Annotated in this window: 34 protein-coding genes; 20 read left to right on the top strand and 14 right to left on the bottom strand. The window is 64.2% G+C overall.

Annotated features, from left to right (window positions below; genetic code table 11):
* Positions 1–28: 28 nt before the first annotated feature.
* Positions 29–1,285 (top strand): dipeptidase, encoded by a 1,257-nt coding sequence (locus D4Q51_RS10900; protein ID WP_120077776.1) that lies wholly within the window; start codon positions 29–31, stop codon positions 1,283–1,285.
* On the opposite strand, the gene D4Q51_RS10905 is transcribed toward D4Q51_RS10900, so the two are convergent.
* The 6 genes from D4Q51_RS10905 to dapD all read right to left on the bottom strand — a co-directional run bounded on the left by D4Q51_RS10905 (position 1,282) and on the right by dapD (position 3,688).
* Positions 1,282–1,719, bottom strand: a complete 438-nt coding sequence (locus tag D4Q51_RS10905; RefSeq protein WP_120077777.1) for a DUF1810 domain-containing protein — start codon at positions 1,717–1,719, stop codon at positions 1,282–1,284. The two genes, D4Q51_RS10900 and D4Q51_RS10905, sit on opposite strands and share 4 nt — an antisense overlap.
* A complete protein-coding gene (locus D4Q51_RS10910) occupies positions 1,712–2,047 on the bottom strand; it encodes a DUF3140 domain-containing protein (RefSeq protein WP_120077778.1) in 336 nt (111 codons plus the stop codon). The genes D4Q51_RS10905 and D4Q51_RS10910 overlap by 8 nt, the downstream gene beginning before the upstream one ends.
* The gene (locus D4Q51_RS10915; RefSeq protein WP_120077779.1) at positions 2,047–2,238 is read right to left on the bottom strand and encodes a DUF3008 family protein; all 192 of its coding nucleotides are present in this window, start codon (positions 2,236–2,238) and stop codon (positions 2,047–2,049) included. The genes D4Q51_RS10910 and D4Q51_RS10915 overlap by 1 nt, the downstream gene beginning before the upstream one ends.
* Positions 2,238–2,465, bottom strand: a complete 228-nt coding sequence (locus D4Q51_RS10920) for a hypervirulence associated TUDOR domain-containing protein (protein WP_120077780.1) — start codon at positions 2,463–2,465, stop codon at positions 2,238–2,240. The genes D4Q51_RS10915 and D4Q51_RS10920 overlap by 1 nt, the downstream gene beginning before the upstream one ends.
* A 69-nt stretch (positions 2,466–2,534) precedes the next feature.
* The gene (locus D4Q51_RS10925; protein ID WP_120077781.1) at positions 2,535–2,732 is read right to left on the bottom strand and encodes a hypothetical protein; all 198 of its coding nucleotides are present in this window, start codon (positions 2,730–2,732) and stop codon (positions 2,535–2,537) included.
* Positions 2,733–2,848: 116 nt separating this feature from the next.
* Positions 2,849–3,688 carry a 2,3,4,5-tetrahydropyridine-2,6-dicarboxylate N-succinyltransferase gene (gene dapD / locus D4Q51_RS10930; RefSeq protein ID WP_120077782.1) on the bottom strand — a complete coding sequence of 280 codons (840 nt, stop codon included), beginning with the start codon at positions 3,686–3,688 and terminating at the stop codon, positions 2,849–2,851.
* 417 nt (positions 3,689–4,105) lie between these two features.
* On the opposite strand from dapD, the gene D4Q51_RS10935 reads away from it, so the two are divergent.
* On the top strand, positions 4,106–6,286 hold the full coding sequence (locus D4Q51_RS10935; RefSeq protein WP_240624684.1) for a S8 family peptidase: 2,181 nt from the start codon (positions 4,106–4,108) through the stop codon (positions 6,284–6,286).
* On the opposite strand, the gene gmk is transcribed toward D4Q51_RS10935, so the two are convergent.
* From gmk to D4Q51_RS10950, 3 genes are read right to left on the bottom strand one after another with little or no spacing between them, the layout of a single operon-like run.
* Positions 6,263–6,940, bottom strand: a complete 678-nt coding sequence (gene gmk, locus D4Q51_RS10940) for a guanylate kinase (RefSeq protein WP_120077784.1) — start codon at positions 6,938–6,940, stop codon at positions 6,263–6,265. The two genes, D4Q51_RS10935 and gmk, sit on opposite strands and share 24 nt — an antisense overlap.
* A 46-nt stretch (positions 6,941–6,986) precedes the next feature.
* Positions 6,987–7,391: a hypothetical protein gene (locus D4Q51_RS10945; protein ID WP_120077785.1), complete on the bottom strand. Its 405-nt coding sequence runs from the start codon at positions 7,389–7,391 to the stop codon at positions 6,987–6,989.
* A gap of 36 nt (positions 7,392–7,427) precedes the next feature.
* Entirely contained in the window at positions 7,428–7,940 is a 513-nt protein-coding gene (locus D4Q51_RS10950) for an SspB family protein (RefSeq protein ID WP_120077786.1), read from the bottom strand.
* Between the two features lie 106 nt (positions 7,941–8,046).
* Here D4Q51_RS10950 and hisB point away from each other — a divergent pair, with 106 nt between their 5' ends.
* From hisB to pal, 15 genes are all read left to right on the top strand, one after another.
* A complete protein-coding gene (gene hisB, locus D4Q51_RS10955) occupies positions 8,047–8,640 on the top strand; it encodes an imidazoleglycerol-phosphate dehydratase HisB (RefSeq protein WP_120077787.1) in 594 nt (197 codons plus the stop codon).
* 122 nt (positions 8,641–8,762) lie between these two features.
* Positions 8,763–9,395, top strand: coding sequence for an imidazole glycerol phosphate synthase subunit HisH (gene hisH, locus D4Q51_RS10960; RefSeq protein WP_120077788.1), 633 nt, complete (start codon positions 8,763–8,765; stop codon positions 9,393–9,395).
* Positions 9,392–10,117 (top strand): 1-(5-phosphoribosyl)-5-[(5-phosphoribosylamino)methylideneamino]imidazole-4-carboxamide isomerase, encoded by a 726-nt coding sequence (gene hisA, locus D4Q51_RS10965; RefSeq protein WP_120077789.1) that lies wholly within the window; start codon positions 9,392–9,394, stop codon positions 10,115–10,117. The genes hisH and hisA overlap by 4 nt, the downstream gene beginning before the upstream one ends.
* Positions 10,114–10,380: a hypothetical protein gene (locus D4Q51_RS10970; protein WP_120077790.1), complete on the top strand. Its 267-nt coding sequence runs from the start codon at positions 10,114–10,116 to the stop codon at positions 10,378–10,380. Before hisA ends, D4Q51_RS10970 begins: the two co-directional genes overlap by 4 nt.
* Positions 10,377–10,661 (top strand): hypothetical protein, encoded by a 285-nt coding sequence (locus D4Q51_RS10975; RefSeq protein WP_120077791.1) that lies wholly within the window; start codon positions 10,377–10,379, stop codon positions 10,659–10,661. The genes D4Q51_RS10970 and D4Q51_RS10975 overlap by 4 nt, the downstream gene beginning before the upstream one ends.
* Entirely contained in the window at positions 10,658–11,419 is a 762-nt protein-coding gene (gene hisF, locus D4Q51_RS10980) for an imidazole glycerol phosphate synthase subunit HisF (RefSeq protein WP_120077792.1), read from the top strand. Before D4Q51_RS10975 ends, hisF begins: the two co-directional genes overlap by 4 nt.
* Before the next feature lie 69 nt (positions 11,420–11,488).
* Positions 11,489–11,659 carry a PEP-CTERM sorting domain-containing protein gene (locus tag D4Q51_RS10985; RefSeq protein ID WP_120077793.1) on the top strand — a complete coding sequence of 57 codons (171 nt, stop codon included), beginning with the start codon at positions 11,489–11,491 and terminating at the stop codon, positions 11,657–11,659.
* Between the two features lie 63 nt (positions 11,660–11,722).
* Complete coding sequence (locus tag D4Q51_RS10990) at positions 11,723–12,040, top strand: phosphoribosyl-ATP diphosphatase (protein ID WP_120077794.1); 318 nt, start codon at positions 11,723–11,725, stop codon at positions 12,038–12,040.
* Positions 12,040–12,417 (top strand): histidine triad nucleotide-binding protein, encoded by a 378-nt coding sequence (locus tag D4Q51_RS10995; protein WP_120077795.1) that lies wholly within the window; start codon positions 12,040–12,042, stop codon positions 12,415–12,417. Before D4Q51_RS10990 ends, D4Q51_RS10995 begins: the two co-directional genes overlap by 1 nt.
* A gap of 101 nt (positions 12,418–12,518) precedes the next feature.
* Positions 12,519–12,962 carry a YbgC/FadM family acyl-CoA thioesterase gene (locus tag D4Q51_RS11000; RefSeq protein WP_120077796.1) on the top strand — a complete coding sequence of 148 codons (444 nt, stop codon included), beginning with the start codon at positions 12,519–12,521 and terminating at the stop codon, positions 12,960–12,962.
* Positions 12,959–13,654, top strand: a complete 696-nt coding sequence (tolQ, locus tag D4Q51_RS11005; RefSeq protein ID WP_120077797.1) for a protein TolQ — start codon at positions 12,959–12,961, stop codon at positions 13,652–13,654. Before D4Q51_RS11000 ends, tolQ begins: the two co-directional genes overlap by 4 nt.
* A 3-nt stretch (positions 13,655–13,657) precedes the next feature.
* Entirely contained in the window at positions 13,658–14,104 is a 447-nt protein-coding gene (locus D4Q51_RS11010) for an ExbD/TolR family protein (protein WP_120077798.1), read from the top strand.
* 18 nt (positions 14,105–14,122) lie between these two features.
* Positions 14,123–14,938 (top strand): TonB C-terminal domain-containing protein, encoded by an 816-nt coding sequence (locus D4Q51_RS11015; RefSeq protein WP_240624685.1) that lies wholly within the window; start codon positions 14,123–14,125, stop codon positions 14,936–14,938.
* Positions 14,935–16,365: a Tol-Pal system beta propeller repeat protein TolB gene (gene tolB / locus D4Q51_RS11020; RefSeq protein WP_240624686.1), complete on the top strand. Its 1,431-nt coding sequence runs from the start codon at positions 14,935–14,937 to the stop codon at positions 16,363–16,365. Before D4Q51_RS11015 ends, tolB begins: the two co-directional genes overlap by 4 nt.
* A 72-nt stretch (positions 16,366–16,437) precedes the next feature.
* Positions 16,438–16,956 (top strand): peptidoglycan-associated lipoprotein Pal, encoded by a 519-nt coding sequence (gene pal, locus D4Q51_RS11025; protein WP_120077800.1) that lies wholly within the window; start codon positions 16,438–16,440, stop codon positions 16,954–16,956.
* Position 16,957: 1 nt separating this feature from the next.
* Here pal and D4Q51_RS11030 read toward each other — a convergent pair whose 3' ends face one another.
* Positions 16,958–17,146 carry a hypothetical protein gene (locus D4Q51_RS11030; protein WP_120077801.1) on the bottom strand — a complete coding sequence of 63 codons (189 nt, stop codon included), beginning with the start codon at positions 17,144–17,146 and terminating at the stop codon, positions 16,958–16,960.
* A gap of 204 nt (positions 17,147–17,350) precedes the next feature.
* Here D4Q51_RS11030 and D4Q51_RS11035 point away from each other — a divergent pair, with 204 nt between their 5' ends.
* Entirely contained in the window at positions 17,351–17,884 is a 534-nt protein-coding gene (locus D4Q51_RS11035; RefSeq protein ID WP_120077975.1) for a J domain-containing protein, read from the top strand.
* Positions 17,868–18,419: an NADPH-dependent FMN reductase gene (locus D4Q51_RS11040; protein ID WP_205689488.1), complete on the top strand. Its 552-nt coding sequence runs from the start codon at positions 17,868–17,870 to the stop codon at positions 18,417–18,419. The genes D4Q51_RS11035 and D4Q51_RS11040 overlap by 17 nt, the downstream gene beginning before the upstream one ends.
* A gap of 4 nt (positions 18,420–18,423) precedes the next feature.
* On the opposite strand, the gene D4Q51_RS11045 is transcribed toward D4Q51_RS11040, so the two are convergent.
* The 4 genes from D4Q51_RS11045 to D4Q51_RS11060 form a co-directional block, all read right to left on the bottom strand.
* On the bottom strand, positions 18,424–19,497 hold the full coding sequence (locus D4Q51_RS11045) for a hypothetical protein (RefSeq protein ID WP_120077803.1): 1,074 nt from the start codon (positions 19,495–19,497) through the stop codon (positions 18,424–18,426).
* A gap of 80 nt (positions 19,498–19,577) precedes the next feature.
* Positions 19,578–20,573, bottom strand: a complete 996-nt coding sequence (locus D4Q51_RS11050) for a hypothetical protein (RefSeq protein WP_120077804.1) — start codon at positions 20,571–20,573, stop codon at positions 19,578–19,580.
* A gap of 100 nt (positions 20,574–20,673) precedes the next feature.
* On the bottom strand, positions 20,674–22,017 hold the full coding sequence (locus D4Q51_RS11055) for a cystathionine gamma-synthase family protein (protein WP_120077805.1): 1,344 nt from the start codon (positions 22,015–22,017) through the stop codon (positions 20,674–20,676).
* A 150-nt stretch (positions 22,018–22,167) separates the two neighbouring features.
* Positions 22,168–23,592, bottom strand: coding sequence for an SLC13 family permease (locus D4Q51_RS11060; protein ID WP_120077806.1), 1,425 nt, complete (start codon positions 23,590–23,592; stop codon positions 22,168–22,170).
* A 68-nt stretch (positions 23,593–23,660) separates the two neighbouring features.
* On the opposite strand from D4Q51_RS11060, the gene D4Q51_RS11065 reads away from it, so the two are divergent.
* Positions 23,661–24,038 carry a VOC family protein gene (locus D4Q51_RS11065; protein ID WP_120077807.1) on the top strand — a complete coding sequence of 126 codons (378 nt, stop codon included), beginning with the start codon at positions 23,661–23,663 and terminating at the stop codon, positions 24,036–24,038.
* The last annotated feature ends 15 nt before the right edge of the window (positions 24,039–24,053 follow it).

The raw sequence follows: 24,053 nt of genomic DNA on the forward strand, positions 1-24,053 counted from the left end.
CCGGTCCGAAAAGCGCATAGTTGCCGCCATGACAAGGACGATCCTCGCTGCCACCCTGCTGGCCACCGCCGCCCTTTCCCCGCCCCTTTCCGCACAGGACGTCCCCGAAGAGGTGGCGCGCGCCGCGCTGGAAGCAGCGCCGGTGTGGGACGGCCACAACGACGTACCGGGGCGCCTGCGCAGTCGCCATAGCAACGTGCTGGCCGATTTCGATTTCCACGACACGCTGGAAGGGGACGAATGGACGGCGGGCGAGATGCATACAGATCTTGCGCGCCTGCGCGAAGGTATGGTGGGCGCGCAGTGGTGGTCGGTCTACGTGCCGGCTTCGCTGGACGAGCCCGAAGCCGTGCGGATGACCATGGAGCAGATCGACATCACAAAACGGCTGATCGCCGCTTATCCGGAAGAGCTCGCGCTGGCGCTGACTGCTGACGATGTCGAGGCCGCCCTAGCCGAAGGGCGGATCGCTTCGCTGATCGGCATGGAGGGCGGTCATTCCATCGGCTCCAGCCTCGCCGTGCTGCGGCAGATGTACGACCTTGGCGCGCGCTACATGACGCTTACCCACAGCCGCAACACGCCGTGGGCAGACAGCGCGACAGACGATCCCGATCACGACGGCCTGACCGAATTCGGCGTGCTTGTTGTGCGAGAGATGGCGCGCCTGGGAATGCTGGTGGACCTCAGCCACGTATCGCCTGCGACGATGCACGATGCGCTCGACGTGGTCGGCGCGCCGGTGATTTTCAGCCACTCCGGCGCCACCGCGGTGAACGGTCATGCGCGCAACGTGCCCGACGATGTTCTTGCGCGCCTGCCGCAGAACGGTGGGATCGTGATGGCGGTGGGTCTGCCCGGCTATCTCAGCGAGACACAGCGCGTGTGGTACGCCGCGCGGCAGGCCGAGCAGGCGCGGCTTGAAGCATGGTGGCAGGGCAGGCCGGACCTTGTGGAAGCGGGCCTCGCCGAATGGGACGAGGCTAATCCGATGCCGGAAGCGACCATCGCCGACTATGCCGACCATATCGACCATATCCGAAACGTTGCTGGCATCGACTACATCGGCATCGGCGGCGACTACGATGGCATGGCAAGTGGCCCTGTGGGCATGGAGGACGTGAAGGGATACCCCGCCTTGTTCGCCGAACTGGCGCGGCGCGGATATTCGAAAGCCGATCTCGAAAAGATTTCCTACCGCAACATGCTGCGCGTGATGCTAGCGGCAGAGGCTTACGCGGCAGGGCAGGCGGGCGAAACGCCGCTGGAAACGCCGGTCGGCTAGATCAAATCCAGCGTCGCCTTGTCGCGGTCGCCGTTGCACATCTGGTCCAGCGCCTGCGCAAAGGGCTTGGGATCATCGGCCACCGCCTCGAAGAGGGTCATCGAGCTGCGGAACTTCATCGTGTCGATTGGGCCTAGGATCTCGACGGGCTTGCGCTGCCCAGCGTGGGCCAGCATGGCCTGTGTGCATTCCAACAAACGCGGGCCGAGCAATTCGTGATCGAGATAGGCGCGTGCCTCCTCGCGCGAGTGAATGGCGTAGGTTCTGGCGTTTGCGCTCTTGCCGAGCCCCTGCATCTGCGGAAAAATGAACCACATCCAGTGCGTTCTTTTTGCGCCTGCGTGCAGTTCTGCCAACGCCGCCCTGTAGATGCCTGCCTGGGCGCGAACGAAGCGGTCCAGACTGCGGTTTACCGTTCGGAGTGCTTCAGTCATTTTTCAACGGGTCATGGCCCCAGTTCATCAGCGAATAGCGCCAGTCGGTTTCCTTCACGTCGCCATCGGGCCGCTGGGAGAGGTGACGGTGCACGTAGCCAATCACTTTTTCCATGTGATCCCACTGGCTTTCGCTCAGGTCATCCTTCTTGGTGCGCTTTATCTCGACGATGCGGCGTCCCGAACGATGCCCGGTGCTTTCGCCACTGTCGCTATCGCCCACCGATCTGGATTCGTCGGTCTCCAGCCACTCCTCCAGTTCCTTTGGCTGCATGTTCACGCAGTCGTAGAATTCGGAGTAAGTCTCGTCGCGATCACCGGAGGCCATCAATCGTCGCCGTCGACCTTGTCGGGCAGGCCTTCGCGGTCGGTGGAGGCATAATCCTCCAGCTCATCCTCGCTCATGGAATCGTACATCTGTTTCGATGCGCCCTGCAGGTCGGACACCTTGGTCTCGCCGCGCTTGGCGGAAAGTGCCGCGCCTGCGGCTTTCTGCTGTGCTTTGGATTTTGCCGGCATCAGTCCTGCGCCTCCAGCTCGCTACCGCGCTTCAGCACCTTGTCGCCGTCTTCCTGCTTGATGAGGTAGGCGGGATTGTCCTCGTCGCCTTTCTTGGTGATTTCGCTGCCTTGCAGGGTGCGCGTAACCTCGCGCTCGAAACGGTCCTCGATCTGGCCGCAGGCGGTGCCGTTGCCCCAGTCCCACTTCACGTACTGGCCAGTCTGAAAGCTGTTTGAATTGCTCATGACTTTCGGTCTCCTTTTATAGGGGCAAGAACGCGTCTTGCCCCGGTTGTGATCCCGAAAGTTTGGCGATTATTCCTCGCTGTAGACGACGGTGGCTTCTTCTTCCGTGTCGTCCTGAGTCAATGCGCCGGTGATCCAGATGATCGAAAGGATAAGGATGGCCGCCAGCAGGCTGATCAGTAGCACCCAGCGCACCACGCCTTCTTTCGAACCGCCCGATGCCTTCTCGTCATCGATATGGATTTCGCCGTTTTGTTCTTCGCTCATGATATTATGCCTTTGCTCCAGTCAGACCCTTAACCGCTTTACGGGCCGAACCGGCAAAGGTTCCATCCCAAGCGGCTTTACAGACCAAAGCATGTAAGCCCCGATTGGCGAAATAATCAATCGCGCAGAAGTTCGTTAATGCCAGTCTTGGAGCGGGTCTGGGCGTCAACCGTCTTCACGATCACGGCGCAGTAAAGGCTCGGGCCCTGCGATCCGTTGGGCAGCGGTTTGCCGGGAAGGCTGCCGGGTACGACCACAGCGTAGGGCGGAACTTCGCCGCGGTAGACTTCGCCGGTTTCGCGATTCACGATCTTGGTCGATGCGCCAAGGTAGACGCCCATCGACAGCACTGCGCCTTCGCCGACGCGAACGCCTTCGGCCACTTCGGCACGCGCACCGATGAATGCGCCGTCGCCGATGATGACGGGATCGGCCTGCAACGGCTCCAGCACGCCGCCGATGCCCGCGCCGCCGGAGATGTGCACGTTCTTGCCGATCTGCGCGCAACTGCCAACGGTGGCCCAGGTGTCCACCATCGTACCTTCATCGACATAAGCACCGATGTTGACGAAGCTGGGCATCAGCACGGTGTTGCGACCGATGAAGCTGCCGCGGCGGGCGACCGCGCCCGGCACGACGCGAAAACCCGCTTCGGCAAATCGCTGCTCGCCCCAGCCGGCGAACTTGTTGGGCACCTTGTCATAGGCGTTGGCCCCGGCGCTGCCGCCTTCCATCACGCGGTTGTCGTTCAGGCGGAAGGAGAGCAGCACGGCCTTCTTCAGCCACTGGTTCACCGTCCAGCCGCCGTTACCATCGGGCTGCGCGACGCGCGCTTCGCCGGAATCGAGCAGTTGCAGGGCCTGGTCCACCGGCGCGCGCACGTCGCTGCTGGCCGGGGTCACCTCGGCGCGGTTTTCCCATGCCTCTTCGATGGATGCGATAAGGTCGGCGGACATGTGCGGTGGCTCCCTGATGGTGTTCTTGCGTGGTGCTGAATCTGCAAAGGCGGCTAGCCCGATGCTACGGGCGATACAAGCACGATGGCAACGTCATTGCCCTATCGCATGCTGGTGTTGGACACACGGGCGCGTTCAGGGCAAGTTACAGAATAAGCCGCATAAGGTTGTCCTCGTGGGTAAGGATGTGATTTGGCACGGATGAAAACACGGCGCTACTGGCGCGACTTGCGAGCGACAGGCATGGCGGCTTCCCTTGCAATGCTGGCAGCGTGCGGAGGCGGCGGTGGGCCAACCGTCTCGGCCCCGCCTCCCGTGACGCCTACGCCCACACCCACGCCAACACCGTCGCCCGCTCCGACGCCTACTCCTACTCCTACTCCTACTCCTACTCCTACCGCCGCCGCGTTCCCCCTGGTGGCGCCCCCGCAAGCGTTCAACACGCAGGAATTCCGTCGATCAGACGGACCGGGCCAGCACAATGCCGCAAGTGCGTGGGACGATGGTTTTACAGGGGACGGGGTAACGATCGCCGTGGTCGACACGGGCATCGATCCCGACAGTCCCGAGTTCGCGGGCCGCCTCTCGCCCGCTTCGACCGATATCTACGGCAGCCGCGGGATTGAGGGGCCTGACGATCACGGCACACTGGTATCGCTGGTGGCGGCGGCTGCGCGCAACGGCACGGGCGTGGTCGGCATGGCCTTCGATTCTACCATCCTTGCCATTCGCGCGGACGAGCCGGGATCGTGCGGGGGCGACAATCCCGAAGATCCGAGTACCGAGTGCGGCTTCCTCGACAGCGCCATTGCCGATTCCATCGATCATGCCGTGGCCAATGATGCGAAAGTCATCAACATCTCGCTGGGCGGGCCGGGCGGCATTACGCAGGCGCTGCAATCGGCGGTGACGAACGCCGTCAATGCGGGCGTGCTCGTCGTGGTCGCTGCCGGGAACGACGGACGCGGTGAACTCACCGCCTTTGCAGAAATGCTTGGCGATGCCGGGAATGGCGGGGTCATCATCGTGGGCTCGGTGGACGAAGACTACGCTATTTCGGATTTCTCCAATCGCGCAGGGGCGAACCCGCAATACTTCCTCGCCGCGCGGGGAGACAGGATTTGCTGCGTTTACGAGGACGGTGAAATCTTCGTCGACGAGGAGGGCTTCGTCTTCCTCTATTCCGGCACCAGCTTCGCCGCGCCTCAAGTGGCGGGGGCGGCCGCACTGCTGGCGCAGGCTTTTCCGCACCTCACAGGCACCCAGATTGCCGAAATCCTGCTGGAAACGGCCTTCGATGCAGGGGCCGCTGGCGACGATTCCATCTACGGCCGCGGCATCCTGAACGTGGCCCGCGCTTTCCAGCCAGTCGGCACGACCCAGATCGCCGGCGAGACGACGGCCATGGCGCTGGCGGACAGCACCGCCGTCGCTTCGCCAGCGATGGGCGATGCGTTCAGTGCCGCCTCCCTCCAGACGCTGGTGACAGACCGCTACCAGCGAGCCTTCTCCACCGATCTGGCGGGCACGCTGCGCGGGGCGGACATTCCGGAGCGCCTCCACGGGGCCGTGGGGCAGGGTACGCGCCACCTTTCCGGCGGGTCTTCGAAGGCGAGCGCTGCCTTCTCCATCGATGCCAGTGGCAGGCAGCCGCCGCGTGCCGAAATACTGCGCTTGCAGTCGGAAGATGCTGATCAGGCCCGCGTGCTGGCGGCGCGCGTAGCCTTGCGATTGTCGCCGGACACGCAACTTGGCTTCACCTATCGCCAGTCCGCCGACGCGCTCGTTGCAGGTATGCAAGGCCGCGATCGCCCGGCCTTCATGATCGCCGCGAGTGGCACGGACGACGATGGAATGTTGGCGATGGCCGACAGTGCAGTGGCGCTTCGCAGGCAGGTCGGAGACTGGGGCTTTACCGTCAGTGCGCAGACCGGCTCCACCATCAGCGCCGCTGCCGAACGGCGCGCCGCGCAGCTTCGCGGGCAGCGGGTGGAGGAGGACCTCGCGAACTTCGCCCTCGCGCTCGACCGGCAATTCGGCGCTTTCGACGTGGCCGCGGGGCTGACCTGGACGGCCGAGGACAGCACGGTGCTGGGCGCGCGCTTCCACGAAGGCTTTGGCCTCGCAGGCAGCGATACGGTGTTCATCGACACCGACCTTGGCTGGCGCATCGCCGACAACTGGCGAGTGGGCGCGGCATATAGGCAGGGATTCACCCGCCTTCGCAGGGCTCCTCTGCTGACCGATGGCTCCGGCCTTTCGAGCAATGCCTGGTCCGTCGATCTGCAGCGATCAGGGGTCTTTGCAGCAGACGACCGACTAGCCCTCCGCCTCTCGCAACCGCTGCGGGTTGCCTCGGGCGGCCTCGACCTCAACCTGCCAACGTCGTTCAGCTACGACACGCTGACCGCACAATACGGCACCCAGCGGCTGTCACTCACTCCTGAGGGGCGCGAAGTAACCGGCGAACTGTCTTGGATCGGGCAGATCTGGGGCGGCAACGCTGCGGCGAGCCTCTTCCTGCGCCGCGAGCCGGGGCATTACGCGAATGCGCCCGACGATGTGGGGGCCGCGCTACGCTGGTCGCGCCGGTTCTGAAGGTTCCTGCATCAGCCAGCGGGTGAAATCGACAAGGCCCGTCTGGCGCGCGCGGCTCATGCGCTCGGCCTCAAGGATGGTCAGCACCTTGTCATAGCAGCCCGCGATATCGTCGTTGACGACCACGTAGTCGTAGCCGTCCCAGTGGCTGATCTCGAACCGGGCACGGTCCATGCGCGCGGCGATCACCTCGTCGCTGTCCGTCCCGCGCGAGCGTAGCCGGTGTTCCAATTCGGCGATGCTGGGCGGCAGCAGGAATACGCGAACCACGTCCGTTTCCATGCGCTGGTAAAGCTGCTGGGTGCCCTGCCAGTCGATATCGAAGAGGAAGTCCTGCCCGGCCTTCAGTCCCGCTTTGATCTGGGCCTTGGGCGTTCCGTAGCAATTGCCGAACACCTTCGCCCATTCCAGGAACTCACCGTTCTCCACCATGGCGTCGAACGTCGCTTGGTCGACGAAGTGGTAGTCCTGGCCCTCGATCTCTCCCGGTCGCATGGGCCGGGTGGTGACGGAAACCGACATGCCGATGCCATCCACTTCGGCCAGCAGCTTGCGCGCGATGGTCGTCTTGCCTGCGCCCGATGGCGAGGACAGGATGAACATGAGGCCGCGGCGGGCGAGCGGTTGCGAGCTGGAAGGGGAAGATTCGGTCATTCACCGCTAATGCGGCGCGGGCGGGACAGGATCAAGCCTGCGGGGCTCAGCTATCCTCGTTCGCCTGCTTGATAAGCTGCGCGTCGCCTTCGCGTTTCTGCGAACGGCGGGCCTTGGAATGGTCGTAGAGCACCTTGCCGAGGATGCCCGTTCCCACGATGGCCGCGCCGGGCACTGATCGCGTCGCAAACTTGGCCACGGCGATCGAACTCAAGGTCCGCCAGATCGAGCGGTTTTCCTTAATATCCCTGACGGTCTCGTCGTCGTAGCGCTTCTTCAGGAAGGCCTTTTCCACCCCGCCGCGCAGGACATAGGAGCCCATGCGCATAACCACGTCGGCCAGCATCAGGTTGGTTGCAGGGTTTTCCGTCGGGCCGGGCACGTTGCCGGCCTTGCCGCGCCGCGCTCTTACAAGCCGGTGGATTTCATCACGGTCGAGATTGTCGCTCATCACTGCCCCTCGTGGGCCCGCGAAAGCCAGGCCCGGTTATTTCTTCCGGCCGAAATCGACCGTGACGACATTGGAGCCGTCCTCACTCTTGGCAACGTCCTCGATGGAGCGGCGTTCCTCGCCATCGGGCGCATCGTTTTCCGCATCGTCGTGCGCTGCGGGTTCCTCGTCCTCGACAGCCGCCTGGAATTGCAGGCCGAAATCCACGGCGGGATCGACGAAAGCGGTAATGGCCGAGAAGGGAATCACCAGTTTGCTGGGGATCTGGTTGAAGCTGAGGCCCACCGAAAAGCCGCGATCAGTAACTTCAAGGTCCCAGAACTTGTTCTGCAGGACGATGGTCATCTCGTCGGGAAAGCGTTCGGTCAGCGTCCTGGGAATATCCACGCCCGGCGCGCCGGTCTTGAACGTGATGTAGAAGTGGTGGCTGCCCGGAAGGGTGCCGCCATCGCGCTCCACCTGGCCAAGCACACGCCCGACCACGGCACGAAGCGCCTCCTGCACGATCTCGTCGTACGGGATCAGACTGTCGGGTGTATCATCGCTCATAGGGGCCTAGGTGACGCTCGCGGGGAGCAAAATCAAGCCGGAATCGGGCGAACATGCCCGCCAATGCGCTTGCGTGCGCGTTGCATCGGCTTATAGGCTCACCCCCATGCGTACAGGGCGAACAGAGCGTAAAACGAAGGAAACCGACATTCTCGTCGAGGTGAATCTCGACGGGACGGGACAATACGACATTTCCACAGGCATCGGCTTTCTCGATCACATGGTGGAGCAATTCAGCCGCCACTCGCTGATCGACGTGACGCTAAAGGTCGATGGCGATCTCCACGTGGACCAGCACCACACCACGGAAGACAGCGCCATCGCGTTGGGCCAGGCGCTGTCAGATGCGCTGGGCGACAAGGCCGGGATCGGCCGTTACGGCGAGGCGCACTCGCCGATGGACGAAACCATGGCCCGCGTCGTGGTGGACATATCGGGCCGCCCCTACCTCGTCTGGAAAGCGCGTTTCACGCAGGAAAAACTTGGTGAGTGGGATACCGAACTGATCGAGCACTGGTTCCACTCCGTCGCCCAGTCCGCCGGGCTGACGCTGCATTGCCAGGTTCTTTACGGCAGCAACAACCACCACATCTGCGAGGCACTTTACAAGGGTTTCGCCCGCGCCATGCGACAGGCGGTCGAGCTCGACGCGCGCAAGGGCGGGGCGGTGCCTTCGACAAAGGGGCAACTCGGTGGCTGATTGTCTGTTTTTCGCACGCCCATCCGGGCGCGCGTCCTCGTTAGACGGCCTCCGCTGCGTTGCGGCCCCGCTGCGGGCGGGCGGTCGCCCTTGCGGTTGCGAGGCAACCGAGGGCTGCAACCTTGGCTGAAGCGATTGCCTTGATTGATTACGGCGCGGGCAACCTTCACTCGGTCTACAACGCGCTGAAAGCGGCGGGGGCGGAGCATGTTGCCGTGACCGACGATCCGAAGCTGGTGCGCGGCGCGCGCCGCATCGTGCTACCGGGCGTGGGCAGTTTCCGCGCCTGTTACGAGGGGCTGACCGGCATCCCCGGCATGGTCGATGCGCTGGAAGACCGCGTGCTGGGGGACCGCAAGCCGTTCCTCGGCATATGCGTCGGGATGCAGCTTCTTGCCGATCGAGGGCTGGAGCATGGCGAATGCCCCGGCCTCGGCTGGATCCCGGGCGAGGTGAAGCTGATCGAGCGCACCGATCCCGCCATCCGCGTGCCGCACATGGGCTGGAACGATGTCGGCCTCACCCCTCATCACGGCGACCACGAACTGCTGGAAGAGGGCGAGGCCTATTTCCTCCACTCCTACCACTTCGTTCCGGAAGACGGGCTGGACGTTGCCGCGATGACCGATCACGGCGGCGGCATCGTGGCCGCGGTCGCGCGCAACAATATCGTCGGCGTCCAATTCCACCCGGAAAAGAGCCAGACCTTCGGTATCGACCTGATGCGCCGTTTTCTCGACTGGAAGCCCGTATGATCGTTTTCCCCGCCATAGACCTGAAGGGCGGCGAAGTGGTTCGTCTGGCCGAAGGCGACATGGACCGCGCCACCGTTTACGGAGACAATCCGGCAGCGCAGGCCTTGATATTTGCCGAGGCAGGTGCCGAGCATCTCCATGTGGTCGATCTCGACGGCAGCTTCGCGGGCCGGGCCGAGAACCGCGAGGCGGTGGAGGCGATAGTGGAGGCCTTTCCAGGCTACGTGCAGCTTGGCGGCGGCATTCGCGATGCCAAGGCGGTGGAGGGCTGGTTCAACCTCGGCGTGGCGCGCGTGGTAATGGGCTCCGCTGCCCTGAAGGACCCCGATTTCGTCAAGGAAATGGCACGCGAATGGGAGAACGGCATCGTCGTTGCCGTCGATGCGCGCGACGGTATGGTGGCGACCGAAGGCTGGGCCGAGGTTTCCAACGTGCCGGTGGTCGATCTGGCCCGCCGGTTCGAGGACGCGGGCGTTGCCAGCCTGCTATTCACTGATATCGGGCGCGACGGGATGCTGAAGGGCTGCAACGTCGATGCCACCGTGGAACTGGCGCGCAGCGTGGATATTCCCGTGATCGCCAGCGGAGGAGTGAAGGGTCTCGATGACATCCACATCCTCTCGCTCCATGCGGACGAGGGAATCGAAGGCGTCATCACGGGGCGCGCGCTCTACGAAGGGCGGCTGGACCTCGCGACCGCGATAGCCATGGCGAACCGGTGAGGCCGGAGGCCAATCCCTATGTCCTGCCCGGTATCGGCGGCGCGATCGTTTCTGCCGCCGTCCGCTATGTATTCGGCGGCACGCAGGTAGCGCTGATCGGGCTGGTGGTATTCACCGTCGTCTACGGCGCGCTCATCCTGCTTGGGCGCGGCATGAAATGGGATGATGCCCCGATCCAGCACGCCGTCGTCGCCGCCATCGCCACGACGGCGGCCTACCTCCTGACCGATCACCAGTCGGCCATGGCAGTCGCCACCCGATGACCATCGCCGATGTCGCCCTCGTCGCATGTCTTGCCATGCTGGCCACCGCCATAATCGACTGGCACCGCGGCGTTACCGGCCTGGGTAAGCTGCGGCTGACGAAGAAGGACGACCCGAACCGATACTGGATGGCCCTCGTGCTCTATTTCAACATGGCCTTCCTCATGTTCTGGCTGTTCGGGCAGGCCCAGACCAAGCCCGATCAGGGCGAAGAAGTGCTGGAAGTCGCGAGCGAAGAACCTCTAATGATGCTCGATATCGAACAGGCGACCCGAGAATGACAGTCCGTATCCGCGTAATTCCCTGCCTCGACGTGGCCGATGGCCGCGTGGTGAAGGGTGTGAACTTCGTCGACCTGAAAGACGCCGGCGATCCGGTGGAGCAGGCGCAGGCCTACGACGCGGCGGGCGCGGACGAGCTGTGCTTCCTCGATATCTCTGCCAGCCACGAAGGGCGCGGCACTCTGCTTGATATCGTCAAACGCACCGCCGAGGTTTGCTTCATGCCGTTGACCGTGGGTGGCGGTGTCTCCAGCGTCGAGGACGCCCGCGCGCTTCTGCTTGCAGGCGCGGACAAGGTGGCGGTCAATTCTGCCGCCGTGCGCCGCCCGGAAATCATGGCCGATATTGCCGATCGCATGGGCAGCCAGTGTGCCGTGGCATCGGTCGATGCGCGGAAGGTGGAGGCCAGACGCTGGGAGATATTCACCCATGGCGGCAGGCGGGAGACCGGAATCGACGCGGTCGAGCACGCGGTGAAACTGGCCGAGCTCGGCGCGGGCGAATTGCTTGTCACGAGCATGGACGGCGACGGGACGCAGAAAGGCTACGATCTCGAACTTACGCGGGCGATTGCCGATGCCGTGTCGGTGCCCGTCGTCGCCAGCGGCGGAGTGGGTACGCTGGACCATCTGGTGGAAGGCGTAACCAAAGGCCATGCCAGCGCCGTGCTGGCGGCCAGCATCTTCCATTTCGGCACCTACACCATTGCCGAGGCGCACAAGGCACTGCGCGATGCGGGCCTGCCCGCACGCGGTTGAGGGTCCGAAAACGGGACGGTCTTGTTGCAGGTATTGCGTGGTGCCGGTGAAAGGTTTTTGCACCGCCGCATGTGGTCACAAATATCGATCGCCGCCGCGATTCTCTTCACTTCAACCCCGGCCGCCGCACAAACTGCGGCGCAGGTCCCCGAAGCTTCGGCCCTGACGCTGTTCGGCCTCGGCATTGCAGGTGTCCTGATCGGTCGTCGCCTGTCGATGAACGACAGGGACAGGGACTAGCGGCGAAGCGGCTTCACCTCTCCGCTTGACCGAGGCCCCGCACTTCGCCCATTGCCGGCGGCGATGGATACATTCGCACGCCTCGAAGCCACGATCGCGCAACGCCGCGCTGCCTCGCCGGACAGCAGCTATGTGGCAAAGCTGAATGCGAAGGGCCTGCCCAAGATCTGCGAGAAGGTGGGCGAGGAAGCGACCGAGACCGTGATCGCGGCGCTGACCGGCTCCGCCGCGGAACTGACCGGTGAGGCTGCCGACTTGATCTTCCACCTGATGGTATTGCTGGGCGCGAAGGACATTCCCCTTGCCGATGTGCTGGCCGAGCTGGACCGGCGCGAAGGCACTTCGGGCCTCGAGGAAAAAGCTTCAAGGAAACCCGACTGATGGCGATCGATCCGACTGCGCCCTACGATCCCGAAAACATTTTCGCCAAGATCCTGCGCGGTGAAATCCCGTGCAACAAGGTCTACGAGGATGACTGGTCGCTGGCTTTCCACGACATCAACCCGCAGGCGGACGTGCATATCCTTGTCATCCCTAAGGGCGAATATGTCAGCTGGGACGATTTCTCCGCAAAGGCATCGACCGATGAAATCGCGGGGTTCGTGCGCGCAGTAGGGCACGTTGCGCGCGAGCAGGGTCTGGTCGTGCGCGGCTATCGCCTACTGGGGAATGTGGGCCGCAATGGCGGGCAGGAAGTGCCGCACTTGCACGTCCACCTGTTTGGCGGCGGACCGCTCGGTCCGATGCTGGCTCGATAGTGCTGGCTCGGTAAGTCTCAAACCAGACTCAATTCGCCGCCAAACGCTAAATCTTCTGCGGCAGACAGGCTGTAAGCCACCATTCATCTAGGGAGAGACAATTGCAGCCACCCTCCGGCAAAATCGAAGGGGCAACGCACTATTACCCGGTGCGGGTGTTTTTCGAGGATACTGACCTGTCCGGCATCGCCTATCACGCCAACTACCTGAAGTGGTGCGAGCGCGCACGCAGTGACCTGTTGCGCGTGCTGGGCATCAACCAGCGTGAGGCGTTCGAGGCGGGCGAGGGCGTTTACGCCGTTTCCGAAGCGCAGATCAAATGGCGTCGCCCGGCCAAGCTGGACGATGAAATGATCGTGGAGACCCGCGCGCTGGAACTGCGTGCCGCCAGCGCGCGTATGGAGCAGAAGGTGATGCGCGGGGAGGAACTGCTGGCTCAGGTGGACATCGTTGCCGCATTCGTTACGCCCGAGGGCAGACCGCGCCGCCAGCCAGAAGAATGGCGCCGCGCATTCGAACAATTTGTCACGAAAGACGACCAATGACCGTGCTGGACATGCTTGCCGTTTCTGCTCCCACCCGGCTCGACCCGATCGAGCTGTTCCTGCAAGCCGATATCGTGGTGCAGCTGGTGATCGTGGGCCTCATCCTCGCCTCGATCTGGACATGGACCATCATCATCGGATTCTCGATGCGGATGGGCCGCACGCGCCGCAACTGCGATGCTTTCGAGGAGGATTTCTGGACTCACGAGGATGTCGACGGCGTGATGGATGCCCGTCGCCGCAAGGATAATCCCTCGGCCCGCGTAGCCGCCGCCGGGATCGCCGAATTTCGCCGCAGCCACAAATCCGGCCTGAAAGACCCGGTCGCCGCGCGCGGCCGGGTGGCGCAGGCACTGGAAGGGCAGGTTGCGCATGAGGCGGACCGGCAGGCGAACCGCCTCAATTTCCTCGCCACCACCGGTTCCGTCGCGCCCTTCGTTGGTCTGTTCGGCACCGTCTGGGGCATCATGAACAGCTTTTTCCAGATCGGATTGCAGCAGAACTCATCGCTCGCCGTCGTGGCTCCTGGCATTGCGGAGGCGCTGTTCGCCACCGCCATCGGCCTGTTCGCTGCCATTCCTGCGGTGATCGCCTACAACCGCCTGTCGAACACCGTGAACGGCTTTGAGGCGCGCCTGCAACGCTTTGCCGACCGCGTGCACGCGCAGATCAGCCGCGAGATGGAGGTCTAGGCCATGGGCATGGGCGTCATGTCCTCCAGCCGCAGGGGCCGCTCCAGCCGCCGCGCACCGATGGCGGAAATCAACGTCACGCCGTTCGTGGACGTGATGCTGGTGCTGCTCATCATCTTCATGGTCACCGCTCCGCTGCTGGCCAGCGGCGTCCCAGTGGAACTGCCCGAAAGCCGCGCCAACCCGATGGACCAGGACCCCGAGCAGGTGACCATCGCGCTCGACCGCGAAGGCTTCATCTACATCGACGACGTGCTGGTGGAAGCCGGCGCGCTGGAGCAGGCGCTGGATGCCATTTCTGGCCCTGCCGGGGCGGAAAAGCCGCTGATCGCCCTGCGCGCCGACACGGGCCTCGACTATGGCCGGGTGATGGCGGTGATGGGTGAGCTGAATCGTGCAGGTTTCAACTCCATCTCGCTGGTCACCACCAGTTCAGCCGACGCGCCATAGCCTGACCTGCTGATGGCAATGTTCGCCGATCTTTCCCGCGAAGAACGCATCGGTCTGGGTGCCGCCGTCGTCGCGCACGCCGCGCTGGCCGTGGCCCTGGCCGTTCACGCCACGCGCGATCCGCCGCCGTTCGTGCCAACGGAGCGCATCGATGTGAGCCTGGCCACCGAAGTCAGCCTGGAAAGCACTGCGCCCAATCCCAGCGCGGAGCCTGCCGCGGCAATGGCTCCCGAAGTCGCCGACATGCCGCAGGAAGCTCAGGAAATGGTCGAGGCTCCGACGCCCGAGGTGATAGAACGTCCCGTCACCACGCCGCCGCGCCCGACCACGCAGCCGCGCACCCCTGCACCCACTCCCACGCCGCAGCAGACGCGTCGTGCCGAGCCTCGCCCGACGCCTGCGCCAACACCGCGGGCGACAGCCAGCCAGCGCGCACAGGGCAGCCGTCTGAATGACGATTTTCTGCGGGGTACCAGCGACGCAAGCGGCGACAGCGGATCGCCCGCACAAACGGTCGGGCCGGCCCAGCAGGCATCCATCGCCCAGGCTATCATCCGCGCCCTGCGCCCGCACTGGCAGCCGCCTTCTGGCGTAGAGGTCGAATCGCTTGTGACGGTGGTTCGCTTCCGCCTGAACCGTGACGGCACGCTCGCCGGTGCGCCGGAGGTGTTGCGTACCACCGGGCAAACCGATGCAAACCGCACGCAGGTAAGTCGGCACCAGGAACAGGCCGTGCGCGCCGTGCGGCTTGCAGCGCCCTTCGATTTGCCCGAACAGTATTACTCTGGATGGCGTGTCATCACGTCCAACTTCGACAATAGGCTAGCCCAATGATCCGTTTTTCCCTCTTCGCCTCGCTGACTGGTGTCGCCCTTTCGCTTTCGGCCACGCCTGCCCTCGCGCAGAACGATGATCTGATGACGGATCTCGACCCGGCAAGCATCGGCGCGCAGGATGTGGAAGAAACGACAGTGGAGGGCGATGGCGACGGGGAAGGTATTTCCGTCACGGTGACGGCCGATGCCTGGCAGGACCTCGGCATTGCCATAGCCAGCTTCGCCACCAACCGCGACGTATCCACGCCCGCGAACTCGCAGGGGACCGCCGCACTCGGCCTTGAACTGGCGCGCGTGGTTTACAGCGACCTGCGCTTCAACGGCCTGTTCCGCCCGGTCGGCCCCGATGCCCTGCCGCGCCCGAGCTATCCGGAAATCACCGATCCCGCCTGGAACACCTGGCGCGGCCGCAGTGCAGAAATGCTGGTGCACGGCTATGTGCGTGCCAACGACGACGGGCGCCTGACGGTCGGCTGCTACCTCTACGACGTGGCCCTGCAGAGCGAACTGGTACGTGAGGGGTGGGTGGTGAATCCCAGTGAGTGGCGCCGTGCCGCGCACAAATGTGCCGACCTCGTCTATTCCCGTCTTTCGGGGGAAGACCCGTTCTTCGACAGCCGTATCGCCTATATCGCCGAGACCGGCCCCAAGGATAACCGCATCAAGCGCCTTGCGATCATGGACAGCGACGGGGCGAACCACCGCTTCATCACCAATGGCCAATCCACCGCGCTAACGCCGCGCTATTCGCCCGACTATTCCAAGATCGCCTACCTCTCCTACGTGGACGGCAATCCGCGCATCTATGTCTACGATATCGGCAGCGGGCGGCAGACGCTGGTGACGCAGAGCGCCAACCCGACCTTCGCCCCGCGGTGGAGCCCGGATGGCCGCTACATCCTTTATTCGATGGCCGTGGGCGGCAACACCGACATCTACCGCGTTTCCGCGGCAGGCGGCGGCACGCCGCAGCGCCTCACCTCCGGCCCGGCGATCGAAGTGGGCGGTTCCTACTCTCCCGACGGCAGCCAGATCGTGTTCGAAAGCGACCAATCGGGCGCGCAGCAGTGCTACGTGATGAACTCCGACGGTTCGAACCAGCGCCGGATCAGCTTCTTCGGCGGGCGCTGCGCCAGCCCCGAGTGGAGCCCGCGCGGCGACCAGATCGCTTTCACCCACATCGTGGGCGATTTCCATATCGGGGTGATGAACCCGCAGGGCCGCAACATGCGCACCCTGACGAACGGGTGGCAGGACGAGGGCCCGACTTGGGCCCCGAACGGCCGCATCATCCAGTTCTTCCGCACCGAGCGTAATTCCGGCGACACGTCGATCTGGCAGGTGGACCTGACCGGGGAAAACGAGCGTCGGCTGCGTACGCCGGTAGGAGCGTCAGACCCGGCATGGGGACCGGTTTTGCCGTAAGTGCGTTAGTTCCCCAACGGGGTCGCAAAAACAACAAACCCGTTTTCACTACGGTTCAAGGAGAGCCAGAAAATGAATCGCCTGATTATCGCCGTCACTCTTTCCAGCGCGCTGGCACTCGGTGCCTGCAAGAAGGAACCGCCCGTCGTCACGCCCGATGCGCCGCAGGATACTGTGACGCAGCCCACGCCGACGCCTGCGCCCACCTCTACCGCGCCGCAGCCCGGTTCGCAGTCGCACTTCTCCAGCGCGATGGCAGGGGCCGATACCATCTACTTCGATACCGATCGCTACAACATCGATAACGAAGACATGATCGCCCTGCGCCGCCAGGCCGAATATCTGCTGCAGTACACCGGCGCCCGCGCAACCGTGGAAGGCCACGCCGACGAACGCGGCACGCGCGATTACAATCTCGCCCTGGGTGAGCGCCGCGCCAATGCGGCGAAGAACTACCTCGTCAGCCTGGGCGTGCCGGAAAGCCGCCTGCGCACGGTCAGCTATGGTGAGGAACGTCCCGTGGCCACCGGCTCGAACGAGCAGGCCTGGGCCCGCAACCGCCGCGCCGTCACGGTGATGATCGAGCGGTAAGCTAGCCGATCAGCGAAGACAGGGCCGGGAACACCCGGTCCGCAGCGGGCGCGGTGGCATGGGCTGCCGCGCCCGTTTGCATTGCCGCCTCGCTACCGATGCCGGGGCCCGTCGAAGGGCTGGCGAACAGCGCGAATGCCGCCATGGTCATGACGGAAAAGGCAATGGAAATGGCGAGCTGCCTGCTCATGCGGAGTTCTCTAATCTGACGTGTTGTTGACTTTGTCCAACCGCCATACCGGACGGACGGGCTATATTGCAATGCAGCAATTGCACCAAAATGTATCAACTGTGTGAATCGTTCCCGTGCTAATTACCCGCAAAGGGCTCGGTTCACTTGTCGGGCATTGCGCCCTATATGGGCCGGGATGTTGCTTGCGATCACCTTTTCCTGATGGCCCGTTCACGGCGTTCCAACGACTGGGGCTTTCCCCGCTGGCGTGGCTATGACGAGGGCCGCGAAGCCGTGGAGGTGCGCATCTGCGACCGTCACGGCTGCGACCAGCCCGGCGATTGCCCCGCGCCCAAGTCTCCAAACAGCCCCGACCGCTGGTACTTCTGCGAGAAGCACGCGGCGGAATACAACAAGGGGTGGGACTATTTCCAGGGTCTCGACAAGGAAGAAGCGGCAGAACGCGCCAAAGCCGAGCAGGCGGAAAGCGCGGGTTATGCCGAAAGCCAGCACTACGGCTGGAGCGGCAGCGGCGACGGATCGCGCAGCGCCGACGAGATGCGCGCGCTGGAAGTGCTGGAGTTGGAAGCCGATGCCGATTTCCAGGCCATCAAGCGCGAATGGCGCGCGCGGGCGAAGAAGGTGCATCCGGACGTGAAGCCCGGCGACAAGGAAGCGGCCGAGGAGTTCCAGAAGCTGCAACTAGCTTACGAAGTGCTGAAAGCCGCCGAGGAGCGGCGTGAGTGGAAAGGTTGATCCGGCAGTGACGCGCAAGGTCCTGGCATTCGCCGCCAGCAATTCCTCGGTTTCGATCAATCGTATGCTGGTCGCCTACGCCGCCAGCCTGCTGCATGAGGCCAAGGTCGAGTTCCTCGACATTCACGATTACGAGATGCCGATCTACCGGCACGACCGGGAGCAGGCGGATGGGATCCCGGCACCCGCCCACGCATTTCTTGCCGAGATCGGCTCGGCAGATGCGCTGCTGATCTCGTTTGCCGAACACAACGGTCTCTATTCCGCAGCCTTCAAGAACCTGTTCGACTGGTGCAGCCGGGTTGATCGCAATGTCTGGCAGGGCAAGCCGATGGTGCTGTTGTCCGCCTCGCCCGGACCGGGCGGAGCCGCACGCGTGCTCGCGCTGGCCGAAACGGCGGCACCGCATTTTGGCGGCGAGGTGAGGGCGACGCTGTCCGTTCCCAAATTCGGCGAGGCATTCGACGCGGAAAACGGCGTGCTGCGCGATCCCGAGATGGTAGTCCGGTTGCAGGCCGCGCTGACAAAGCTCTAGGCTCCTACCGCTCCACCGTATCGTTCACCCATTCCGCCGGATCGTCTACCGGCGCGGCATCTTCGCCCACGTAGCGGGGGCTGGTGGTGGTGATGTAGCCGCGGATGGTGGTGTTGCCTTCGTGGCAGCCGTATTCGAACATCTCGTAGCTGTCGTCACGGCTCCAGGGGAAGGCGAGGGTGTAGGGCTGCGTGAGCACCACCGGATCGCGCACTTCCGCTTCGTAGAATATGGTATCCGGCCCCACCATGGTGAGGCGTTCGGTCATCGTCTGCTGGTCGCTTGTGGGGATCGGCTTGTTGCCCGGCCCGACAATGTTCATCGGCGTCTCGCCCGTCAGGTTGGTCGTCTCGATCACCAGCGTATCGCCGTCCCAATGGCCCACTGAGGTCCCGAGGAACTGGCGGATTTCATCCGGCACCGGCTCCCCGCGGATGGGAATTATGCGGGTTTCGTGGATCATTTCCAACTGGATGACCACGTAGCCGGGGGACTGGAACACGCGCACGCCGTTATTGTATGGAAACGGTGTCATCGAGCTGGGCAGCCCGCGCGACAGGCACCGGTCCAGCGAGTTGAAATCGGAAAGCCTGTCGAACTGCGTCACGTTCCAGCTCGATCGCATGGCCGCGCTCATCGCCTCGCCTTCCTCGGTCAGCGGGGGCAGGCGGCCGTTGGCAGGAGCCATGATGAGGGAGACCTGTTTCAGCGGCGTGCCCCATTCGAACCAGTGACCGCTGCCGATTTCATCGTTCGCGTCCTCCTGCTCGTAGCCTGCCGCGATTTCCTCGCTGCGGGCGAGGGCGGCGGCATATTCCTCTTCCGTGTAATAGGCGCGTGTGCCGAATTCGTGGGCGCGTTCGGTCGAGGTGCGGCCCACCACGTCCAGGGGCCAGATGCCGGTAAGGTCGGGATCGCCCCACGGCGTACGCGGCACCTGCCAGCTTTCGTCCGCCACCTCGGCCCCGGCCAGCCGCGCCAGTTCGCGCGCGGGCAGCGAAAGGTCGGCCTCCTGCGCGGCTGATGGCGCAGCGAACAAGGCCAAGGCAGCGGTGGCAATGGAAAGCTTGCGGATCATGCAGTTCCTCCCCGAACACGTTTGCCGGGAAGGTAACTGTGATATCGGACGGGCCGCAAGCGCCCGCCGACGTTCTATCCTTAACGCCTGCCGATGAAGCTGCCGACGAAGCGGCGATCGTCATCCTCGTCCACATCACCGTCGTCATCGGCATCGGTGGTGCCGGAGATGGAGAACAGGATGAAGATTTCCTCCCGGTTCGGGCCGCTCAGCGCGCCGGCAAAAGTGCCTGCGAACTGATTCGTCTCGTCGGTGAGGATGCCGGAGAAGGAGCTGGCGGAATTGAGAACACCACCGGTTACGGTGCCGGACGAGTCCGTCGTCCGTTCGAACACCAGCGTAGCCACCAGTTCGGGTGTACCGTTGTTGTCGCGATAGATCTCGATCGTGCCGTTCACGCTGTCGTCGGCTTCGGAAATGGTGAAGGTTACGTCCGGGGCCGAAATGGCGCTCGAAAGCGTCTGAGTCGGGTCGCCGCCGACGACCTCGACACTGCCGGTATAATTCAGGTCCGCAGCAATATCCTCATCCGTGGTGACCCGGTTGAAGAACAGCGAGGTCCGCTCGCCGCGCAAGGTGCCATCCGTGGCGTCACGGGTGAAATCGACCTGCGATTCGTAGCTGACACGCAAAACGTGCTCGAACGGCAGTTCCAGCACCAGTTTCTCGTCCCCGCGCGCGTAGGAGCGCACCGTGGCGGAGGCGCCGGTCAGTTCGGTGGCCCCGAACGTCACGGGGTCGTCCATGTCGGGGAAGCCGAACTGCACCTGCTCGGGTGAAAGCGCGAGGCTGATGGTGGCAAGACCGTTCAGGCGAGAGGCACCGCTGAAAGTCTCTGCCCCGCCTGCATCGGGCGTGAAATAGGCGAAGGCGTAGTTCGCATTCGTGCTCTCGGCCGTAAATTCGTCCTGCAGGTCGAAGTCGACGGCCGGAGCCGGCGTGGGCGTCGGTGTCGGGGTGGCCGTTCCGGTGGCAGTCGGCGAGGGCGTCGGTGTGCCGGTATCGTCACCTCCGCAAGAGGTGACCAGGGCGCCAAGAGCGGCGACGCCGACGAAGAGGGCATATTTGCGAAGCACGTGTTTTCCCGTCCGTTCCGAAATGGTTTCCCGCCCTAGGCGGCTCGACCTTTCCCTTAGCTGTCCAATGCCTTGGGGGGCAAGCCGCCTCTGGCAAGGATTACACCGCTTCCAGCGCCTGCTCGAAATCGGCGACCAGGTCGTCCGCATCCTCGATACCGATGGAAATGCGCACGAGGTTGTCCGAAATGCCCAGTTCGGTGCGGCGGCCTTCGGGCACGGAGAGGTGCGTCATGCTGGCCGGGTGGCTGGCCAGCGTCTCTGTGCCGCCGAGACTGACGGCCAGCTTCGCCACTTTCAGCGCATCGAGGAAGCGGAAGCATTCCGCCTCGCCGCCCTTGATGAACACCGAGAAAGTGGAGCCTGCCCCGAGACAGTGCCGGTCGTAGATGTCCTGCTGCCGTTCGTCCTCGATCATGCCGAGATAGCCGAGGCCTTCCACCTTCGGGTGGTTCTTCAGCATGGCGCAGACCTTGGCGGCGTTCTCTCCCGCGCGCTGCATCCGCAGTTCGACCGTCTCGAGGCTGCGCAGCAGCATCCAGGCGGTGTTGGGATCGGCAATGCCGCCCATCGTGTTGCGCAGGGCACGGATGGCATCGATCCACTTCTTGCCGCCCGCCACGCTTCCGGCCACGAGGTCCGAGTGCCCGCCCACGTACTTGGTGAGCGAATAGACCACGAGGTCCGCCCCGTGCTCCAGCGGGCGCTGCCACAGCGGGCCGAGGAAGGTGTTGTCGATGGCGATGGGGCACCGTTCCGGGTCGAAATGCGCATCACGCGCTTCCTTCACCGCCTCGATGTCCACCAGTGCATTGGTGGGGTTGCCGGGGCTTTCGAGGTAGATCAACGGCACTTCGCCGCCCTGTTCCTCCGCCTTGGCCTTTGCCTCGCGCATCACTTCGTCCAGCTTCTCCGGGCTCGCGCCCGCAGGGAAGGCGATGTAGGTGACGCCGTACTTCGCCATCACCTTGGCAACGAAACCTTCCGACGCGGCATAAAGCGGGCCGGAGTGCACGATCACGTCGCCCGCATTGCAGGCGGCGAGGATCAGAACGGCGATCGCGGTCATGCCGCTGGAGAAGCACAAGGCGTCCTCCGCATCGTCCCAGATGGCGAGGCGATCTTCGAGGATTTCCTGGTTAGGTCCGTTGAAGCGGGAATAGACCAGGCCTTCTGCACCGCCTTCGCGCTTGCCGGTAATGCCCTCGAAGTGCCGCTTTCCGGCAGAGGCGCTTTCGAACGCGAACGTGCTGGTGAGGAAGATCGGTGCCTTCAGCGAACCTTCGGAGAGAGCCGGGTCGTATCCATGGCCCATCATCAGGGTGGAAGGCTTCAGCTTCTGCCCATCGATACGGGTGACTTCGGGCTTGGGTTTGCGGCGCGGTGTGGGGGTGTCCACTGCGCCCAGCGGGTCGTCACTGTTGGTATCTTTCGGGTCGGCCATAGGGGAGGCTCCTTCCTGCTCTTACCCCTAGGAAGGCAGGGGCAGGTAAACGGTTCCGGGCCACCCGTTCCTAACCTCCGCAGGAACGCTTCTCCCAGAAATCCGGTTTCATGTGCAATTATCTGGACAAGTGAGGATTCGCAAGGCCAGTCAGGTGACAAGGGGTGCGAGGGCGAAGACCACACCTACGATCAGGAAAATCCCGGCTACATCCAGCGCGAAACCGGCCTTGACCAGCCGGGGAAGGGCGATGCGTCCCGTCGCCCAGGCGATGGCATTGGGTCCTGTGCCCGCAGGCAGGATGAAGCCCCAGCTCGCCGCCAGCGCCACGGGCATCGCCAGCAGCAGCGGGTCGCCGCCCAGCGCCACGGCAAGCGCGGCGACAACGGGCATGATGCCGCTGGCGGTCGCCACGTTGCTGGCGAATTCGGTTATCAGCACCACCATCGCCACAAGCGCCAGCGCGACGACGATCATCGGCACGTCCGAGAGGAACAGCAGCGCCTCGCCGAGCCAGTCGGCGAGGCCGGTGCGCATCATCCCGCCCGCCAGCGCGAGCCCGCCACCGAACATCAGCAGCACGTCCCAGGGCGCGCGGTTCGCCTCGTGCCATTCCAGCAGGCGGCGGCCCGCCCCGTCGGGCAGCACGAACAGGGCGAGGCTGGCGGCGATGGCCACCGTGCCGTCGGTCAGCGAGCCTTCGGGAAAATATGGCGCGACCCAGCCGCGCAGCATCCAGGCGACGAAGGTGAGAACGATGACCGGTACCAGCCGCCGCTCCGCCTGCGTCCAAGGTCCGTGCGGATCGATGGCGTCGCGCGCGGCCTGCATGTCGAAGGGATGGCGCGATACCTCCTGCACCCGGCCGATGATCCACGCGGCGATGGGGATGCCCAGCAGCACGATGGGCACGCCGAATGCCGCCCACATGGCAAAGGTGATCTCCACCCCCGATATGTCGCGCAGCAGGGCAACGCCGATGGCATTCGTGGGCGAGCCGATGATCGTTCCCAGCCCGCCAACGCTTGCGGCAAAGGCCAGCCCCATCGGCAAGGCGCCGTAGATGCCGTCCTGCGGCACCACGCCGCCTTCCTGTACGACTTTTCCGCCCGCCAGCACCGCCAGCGCCATCGGCATCATGATCAGTGTGGTGGAGGTGTTGGAAATGATGTTCGAAAGGATCGCGGCGGCGATCATGAAGCCCAGCAGCAGCCCGAAGGTGCCGCCGCGCCCGCCGATCCGGTCGAGGATGAACGTCGCCAGCCGCTTGTGCAGGCCAGTGCGCTCGATGGCAAGAGCGAGGAACGCGCCGCCCAGCAGCAGGAAGATGATCGGCGAGTAGTAGTCGCCCGCCACCTCGCCCGCCGTACCCCCGCCGCTGAAAGGCAGCACCACGAACGGCAGCAGGCCTGTGACGGTGAGCGGCACGGCCTGCGTCATCCACCATGCGGCCATCCAGCACACGAGGCCTGCCACGCGCCACGCCTCTGCGGTCATGCCTTCGGGCGCGGGCAGCAGCACGGTAAGCGCAAACAACACCGGCCCAAGCCAGAAGCCGATGCCCTTGGCATTCATGCTGTGGTATACTCCCTGCCCATGGGGCAATCGTGGCGCAGCGGCGCGGGCGAGGCAAGGAGGGTTGCATGGCAGAGGGCAAGGTTCTGGGGATTGGCGGGCTGTTCATTCGCTCACCCGATCCGGCGGCGCTGGCGGCATGGTACCGCGACCACCTGGGCATCGCGGCGACCGAGAGCGGCCAGCCTACGCCCGATGGCGAATGGGTGTGGATGCAGCAGACAGGGCCGACGGTGTTCGCAGGCTTTGCGGCAGACAGCGATTACTGGCGGGCAGACCGCCAGGTGATGCTGAACCTGCGCGTGGAAGGGCTGGACGCGCTTCTCGCCCGGCTGGAGGCCGCAGGGGTGCCGATTTCGCACCGCGAAGGCATGGAAGGCGTCGGCAATTTCGCGCGTATTCAAGACCTTGACGGCAACCCCGTGGAGCTGTGGGAACAGGCCTAAAGTTAAATTTGACGG

It is taken from the genome of Aurantiacibacter odishensis, assembly GCF_003605195.1.
GTDB classification, from domain to species: Bacteria; Pseudomonadota; Alphaproteobacteria; order Sphingomonadales; family Sphingomonadaceae; genus Alteraurantiacibacter; species Alteraurantiacibacter odishensis.

What these genes read in the sequence shown, in the direction of transcription:
- D4Q51_RS10915 (WP_120077779.1), bottom strand. Translation starts at nt 2,238, where the DNA reads ATGCCGGCAAAATCCAAAGCACAGCAGAAAGCCGCAGGCGCGGCACTT.
- D4Q51_RS10900 (WP_120077776.1), top strand. Translation starts at nt 29, where the DNA reads ATGACAAGGACGATCCTCGCTGCCACCCTGCTGGCCACCGCCGCCCTT.
- D4Q51_RS10950 (WP_120077786.1), bottom strand. Translation starts at nt 7,940, where the DNA reads ATGAGCGATGATACACCCGACAGTCTGATCCCGTACGACGAGATCGTG.
- D4Q51_RS11060 (WP_120077806.1), bottom strand. Translation starts at nt 23,592, where the DNA reads ATGAATGCCAAGGGCATCGGCTTCTGGCTTGGGCCGGTGTTGTTTGCG.
- D4Q51_RS11010 (WP_120077798.1), top strand. Translation starts at nt 13,658, where the DNA reads ATGGGCATGGGCGTCATGTCCTCCAGCCGCAGGGGCCGCTCCAGCCGC.
- D4Q51_RS10990 (WP_120077794.1), top strand. Translation starts at nt 11,723, where the DNA reads ATGGATACATTCGCACGCCTCGAAGCCACGATCGCGCAACGCCGCGCT.
- tolQ (WP_120077797.1), top strand. Translation starts at nt 12,959, where the DNA reads ATGACCGTGCTGGACATGCTTGCCGTTTCTGCTCCCACCCGGCTCGAC.
- hisF (WP_120077792.1), top strand. Translation starts at nt 10,658, where the DNA reads ATGACAGTCCGTATCCGCGTAATTCCCTGCCTCGACGTGGCCGATGGC.
- D4Q51_RS11065 (WP_120077807.1), top strand. Translation starts at nt 23,661, where the DNA reads ATGGCAGAGGGCAAGGTTCTGGGGATTGGCGGGCTGTTCATTCGCTCA.
- D4Q51_RS10910 (WP_120077778.1), bottom strand. Translation starts at nt 2,047, where the DNA reads ATGGCCTCCGGTGATCGCGACGAGACTTACTCCGAATTCTACGACTGC.
- D4Q51_RS10945 (WP_120077785.1), bottom strand. Translation starts at nt 7,391, where the DNA reads ATGAGCGACAATCTCGACCGTGATGAAATCCACCGGCTTGTAAGAGCG.
- D4Q51_RS10905 (WP_120077777.1), bottom strand. Translation starts at nt 1,719, where the DNA reads ATGACTGAAGCACTCCGAACGGTAAACCGCAGTCTGGACCGCTTCGTT.
- D4Q51_RS10920 (WP_120077780.1), bottom strand. Translation starts at nt 2,465, where the DNA reads ATGAGCAATTCAAACAGCTTTCAGACTGGCCAGTACGTGAAGTGGGAC.
- D4Q51_RS11015 (WP_240624685.1), top strand. Translation starts at nt 14,123, where the DNA reads ATGTTCGCCGATCTTTCCCGCGAAGAACGCATCGGTCTGGGTGCCGCC.
- D4Q51_RS10925 (WP_120077781.1), bottom strand. Translation starts at nt 2,732, where the DNA reads ATGAGCGAAGAACAAAACGGCGAAATCCATATCGATGACGAGAAGGCA.
- gmk (WP_120077784.1), bottom strand. Translation starts at nt 6,940, where the DNA reads ATGACCGAATCTTCCCCTTCCAGCTCGCAACCGCTCGCCCGCCGCGGC.
- D4Q51_RS11055 (WP_120077805.1), bottom strand. Translation starts at nt 22,017, where the DNA reads ATGGCCGACCCGAAAGATACCAACAGTGACGACCCGCTGGGCGCAGTG.
- D4Q51_RS11035 (WP_120077975.1), top strand. Translation starts at nt 17,351, where the DNA reads ATGGCCCGTTCACGGCGTTCCAACGACTGGGGCTTTCCCCGCTGGCGT.
- hisB (WP_120077787.1), top strand. Translation starts at nt 8,047, where the DNA reads ATGCGTACAGGGCGAACAGAGCGTAAAACGAAGGAAACCGACATTCTC.
- tolB (WP_240624686.1), top strand. Translation starts at nt 14,935, where the DNA reads ATGATCCGTTTTTCCCTCTTCGCCTCGCTGACTGGTGTCGCCCTTTCG.
- D4Q51_RS10975 (WP_120077791.1), top strand. Translation starts at nt 10,377, where the DNA reads ATGACCATCGCCGATGTCGCCCTCGTCGCATGTCTTGCCATGCTGGCC.
- hisA (WP_120077789.1), top strand. Translation starts at nt 9,392, where the DNA reads ATGATCGTTTTCCCCGCCATAGACCTGAAGGGCGGCGAAGTGGTTCGT.
- D4Q51_RS10995 (WP_120077795.1), top strand. Translation starts at nt 12,040, where the DNA reads ATGGCGATCGATCCGACTGCGCCCTACGATCCCGAAAACATTTTCGCC.
- D4Q51_RS11030 (WP_120077801.1), bottom strand. Translation starts at nt 17,146, where the DNA reads ATGAGCAGGCAGCTCGCCATTTCCATTGCCTTTTCCGTCATGACCATG.
- pal (WP_120077800.1), top strand. Translation starts at nt 16,438, where the DNA reads ATGAATCGCCTGATTATCGCCGTCACTCTTTCCAGCGCGCTGGCACTC.
- D4Q51_RS11045 (WP_120077803.1), bottom strand. Translation starts at nt 19,497, where the DNA reads ATGATCCGCAAGCTTTCCATTGCCACCGCTGCCTTGGCCTTGTTCGCT.
- dapD (WP_120077782.1), bottom strand. Translation starts at nt 3,688, where the DNA reads ATGTCCGCCGACCTTATCGCATCCATCGAAGAGGCATGGGAAAACCGC.
- D4Q51_RS10985 (WP_120077793.1), top strand. Translation starts at nt 11,489, where the DNA reads ATGTGGTCACAAATATCGATCGCCGCCGCGATTCTCTTCACTTCAACC.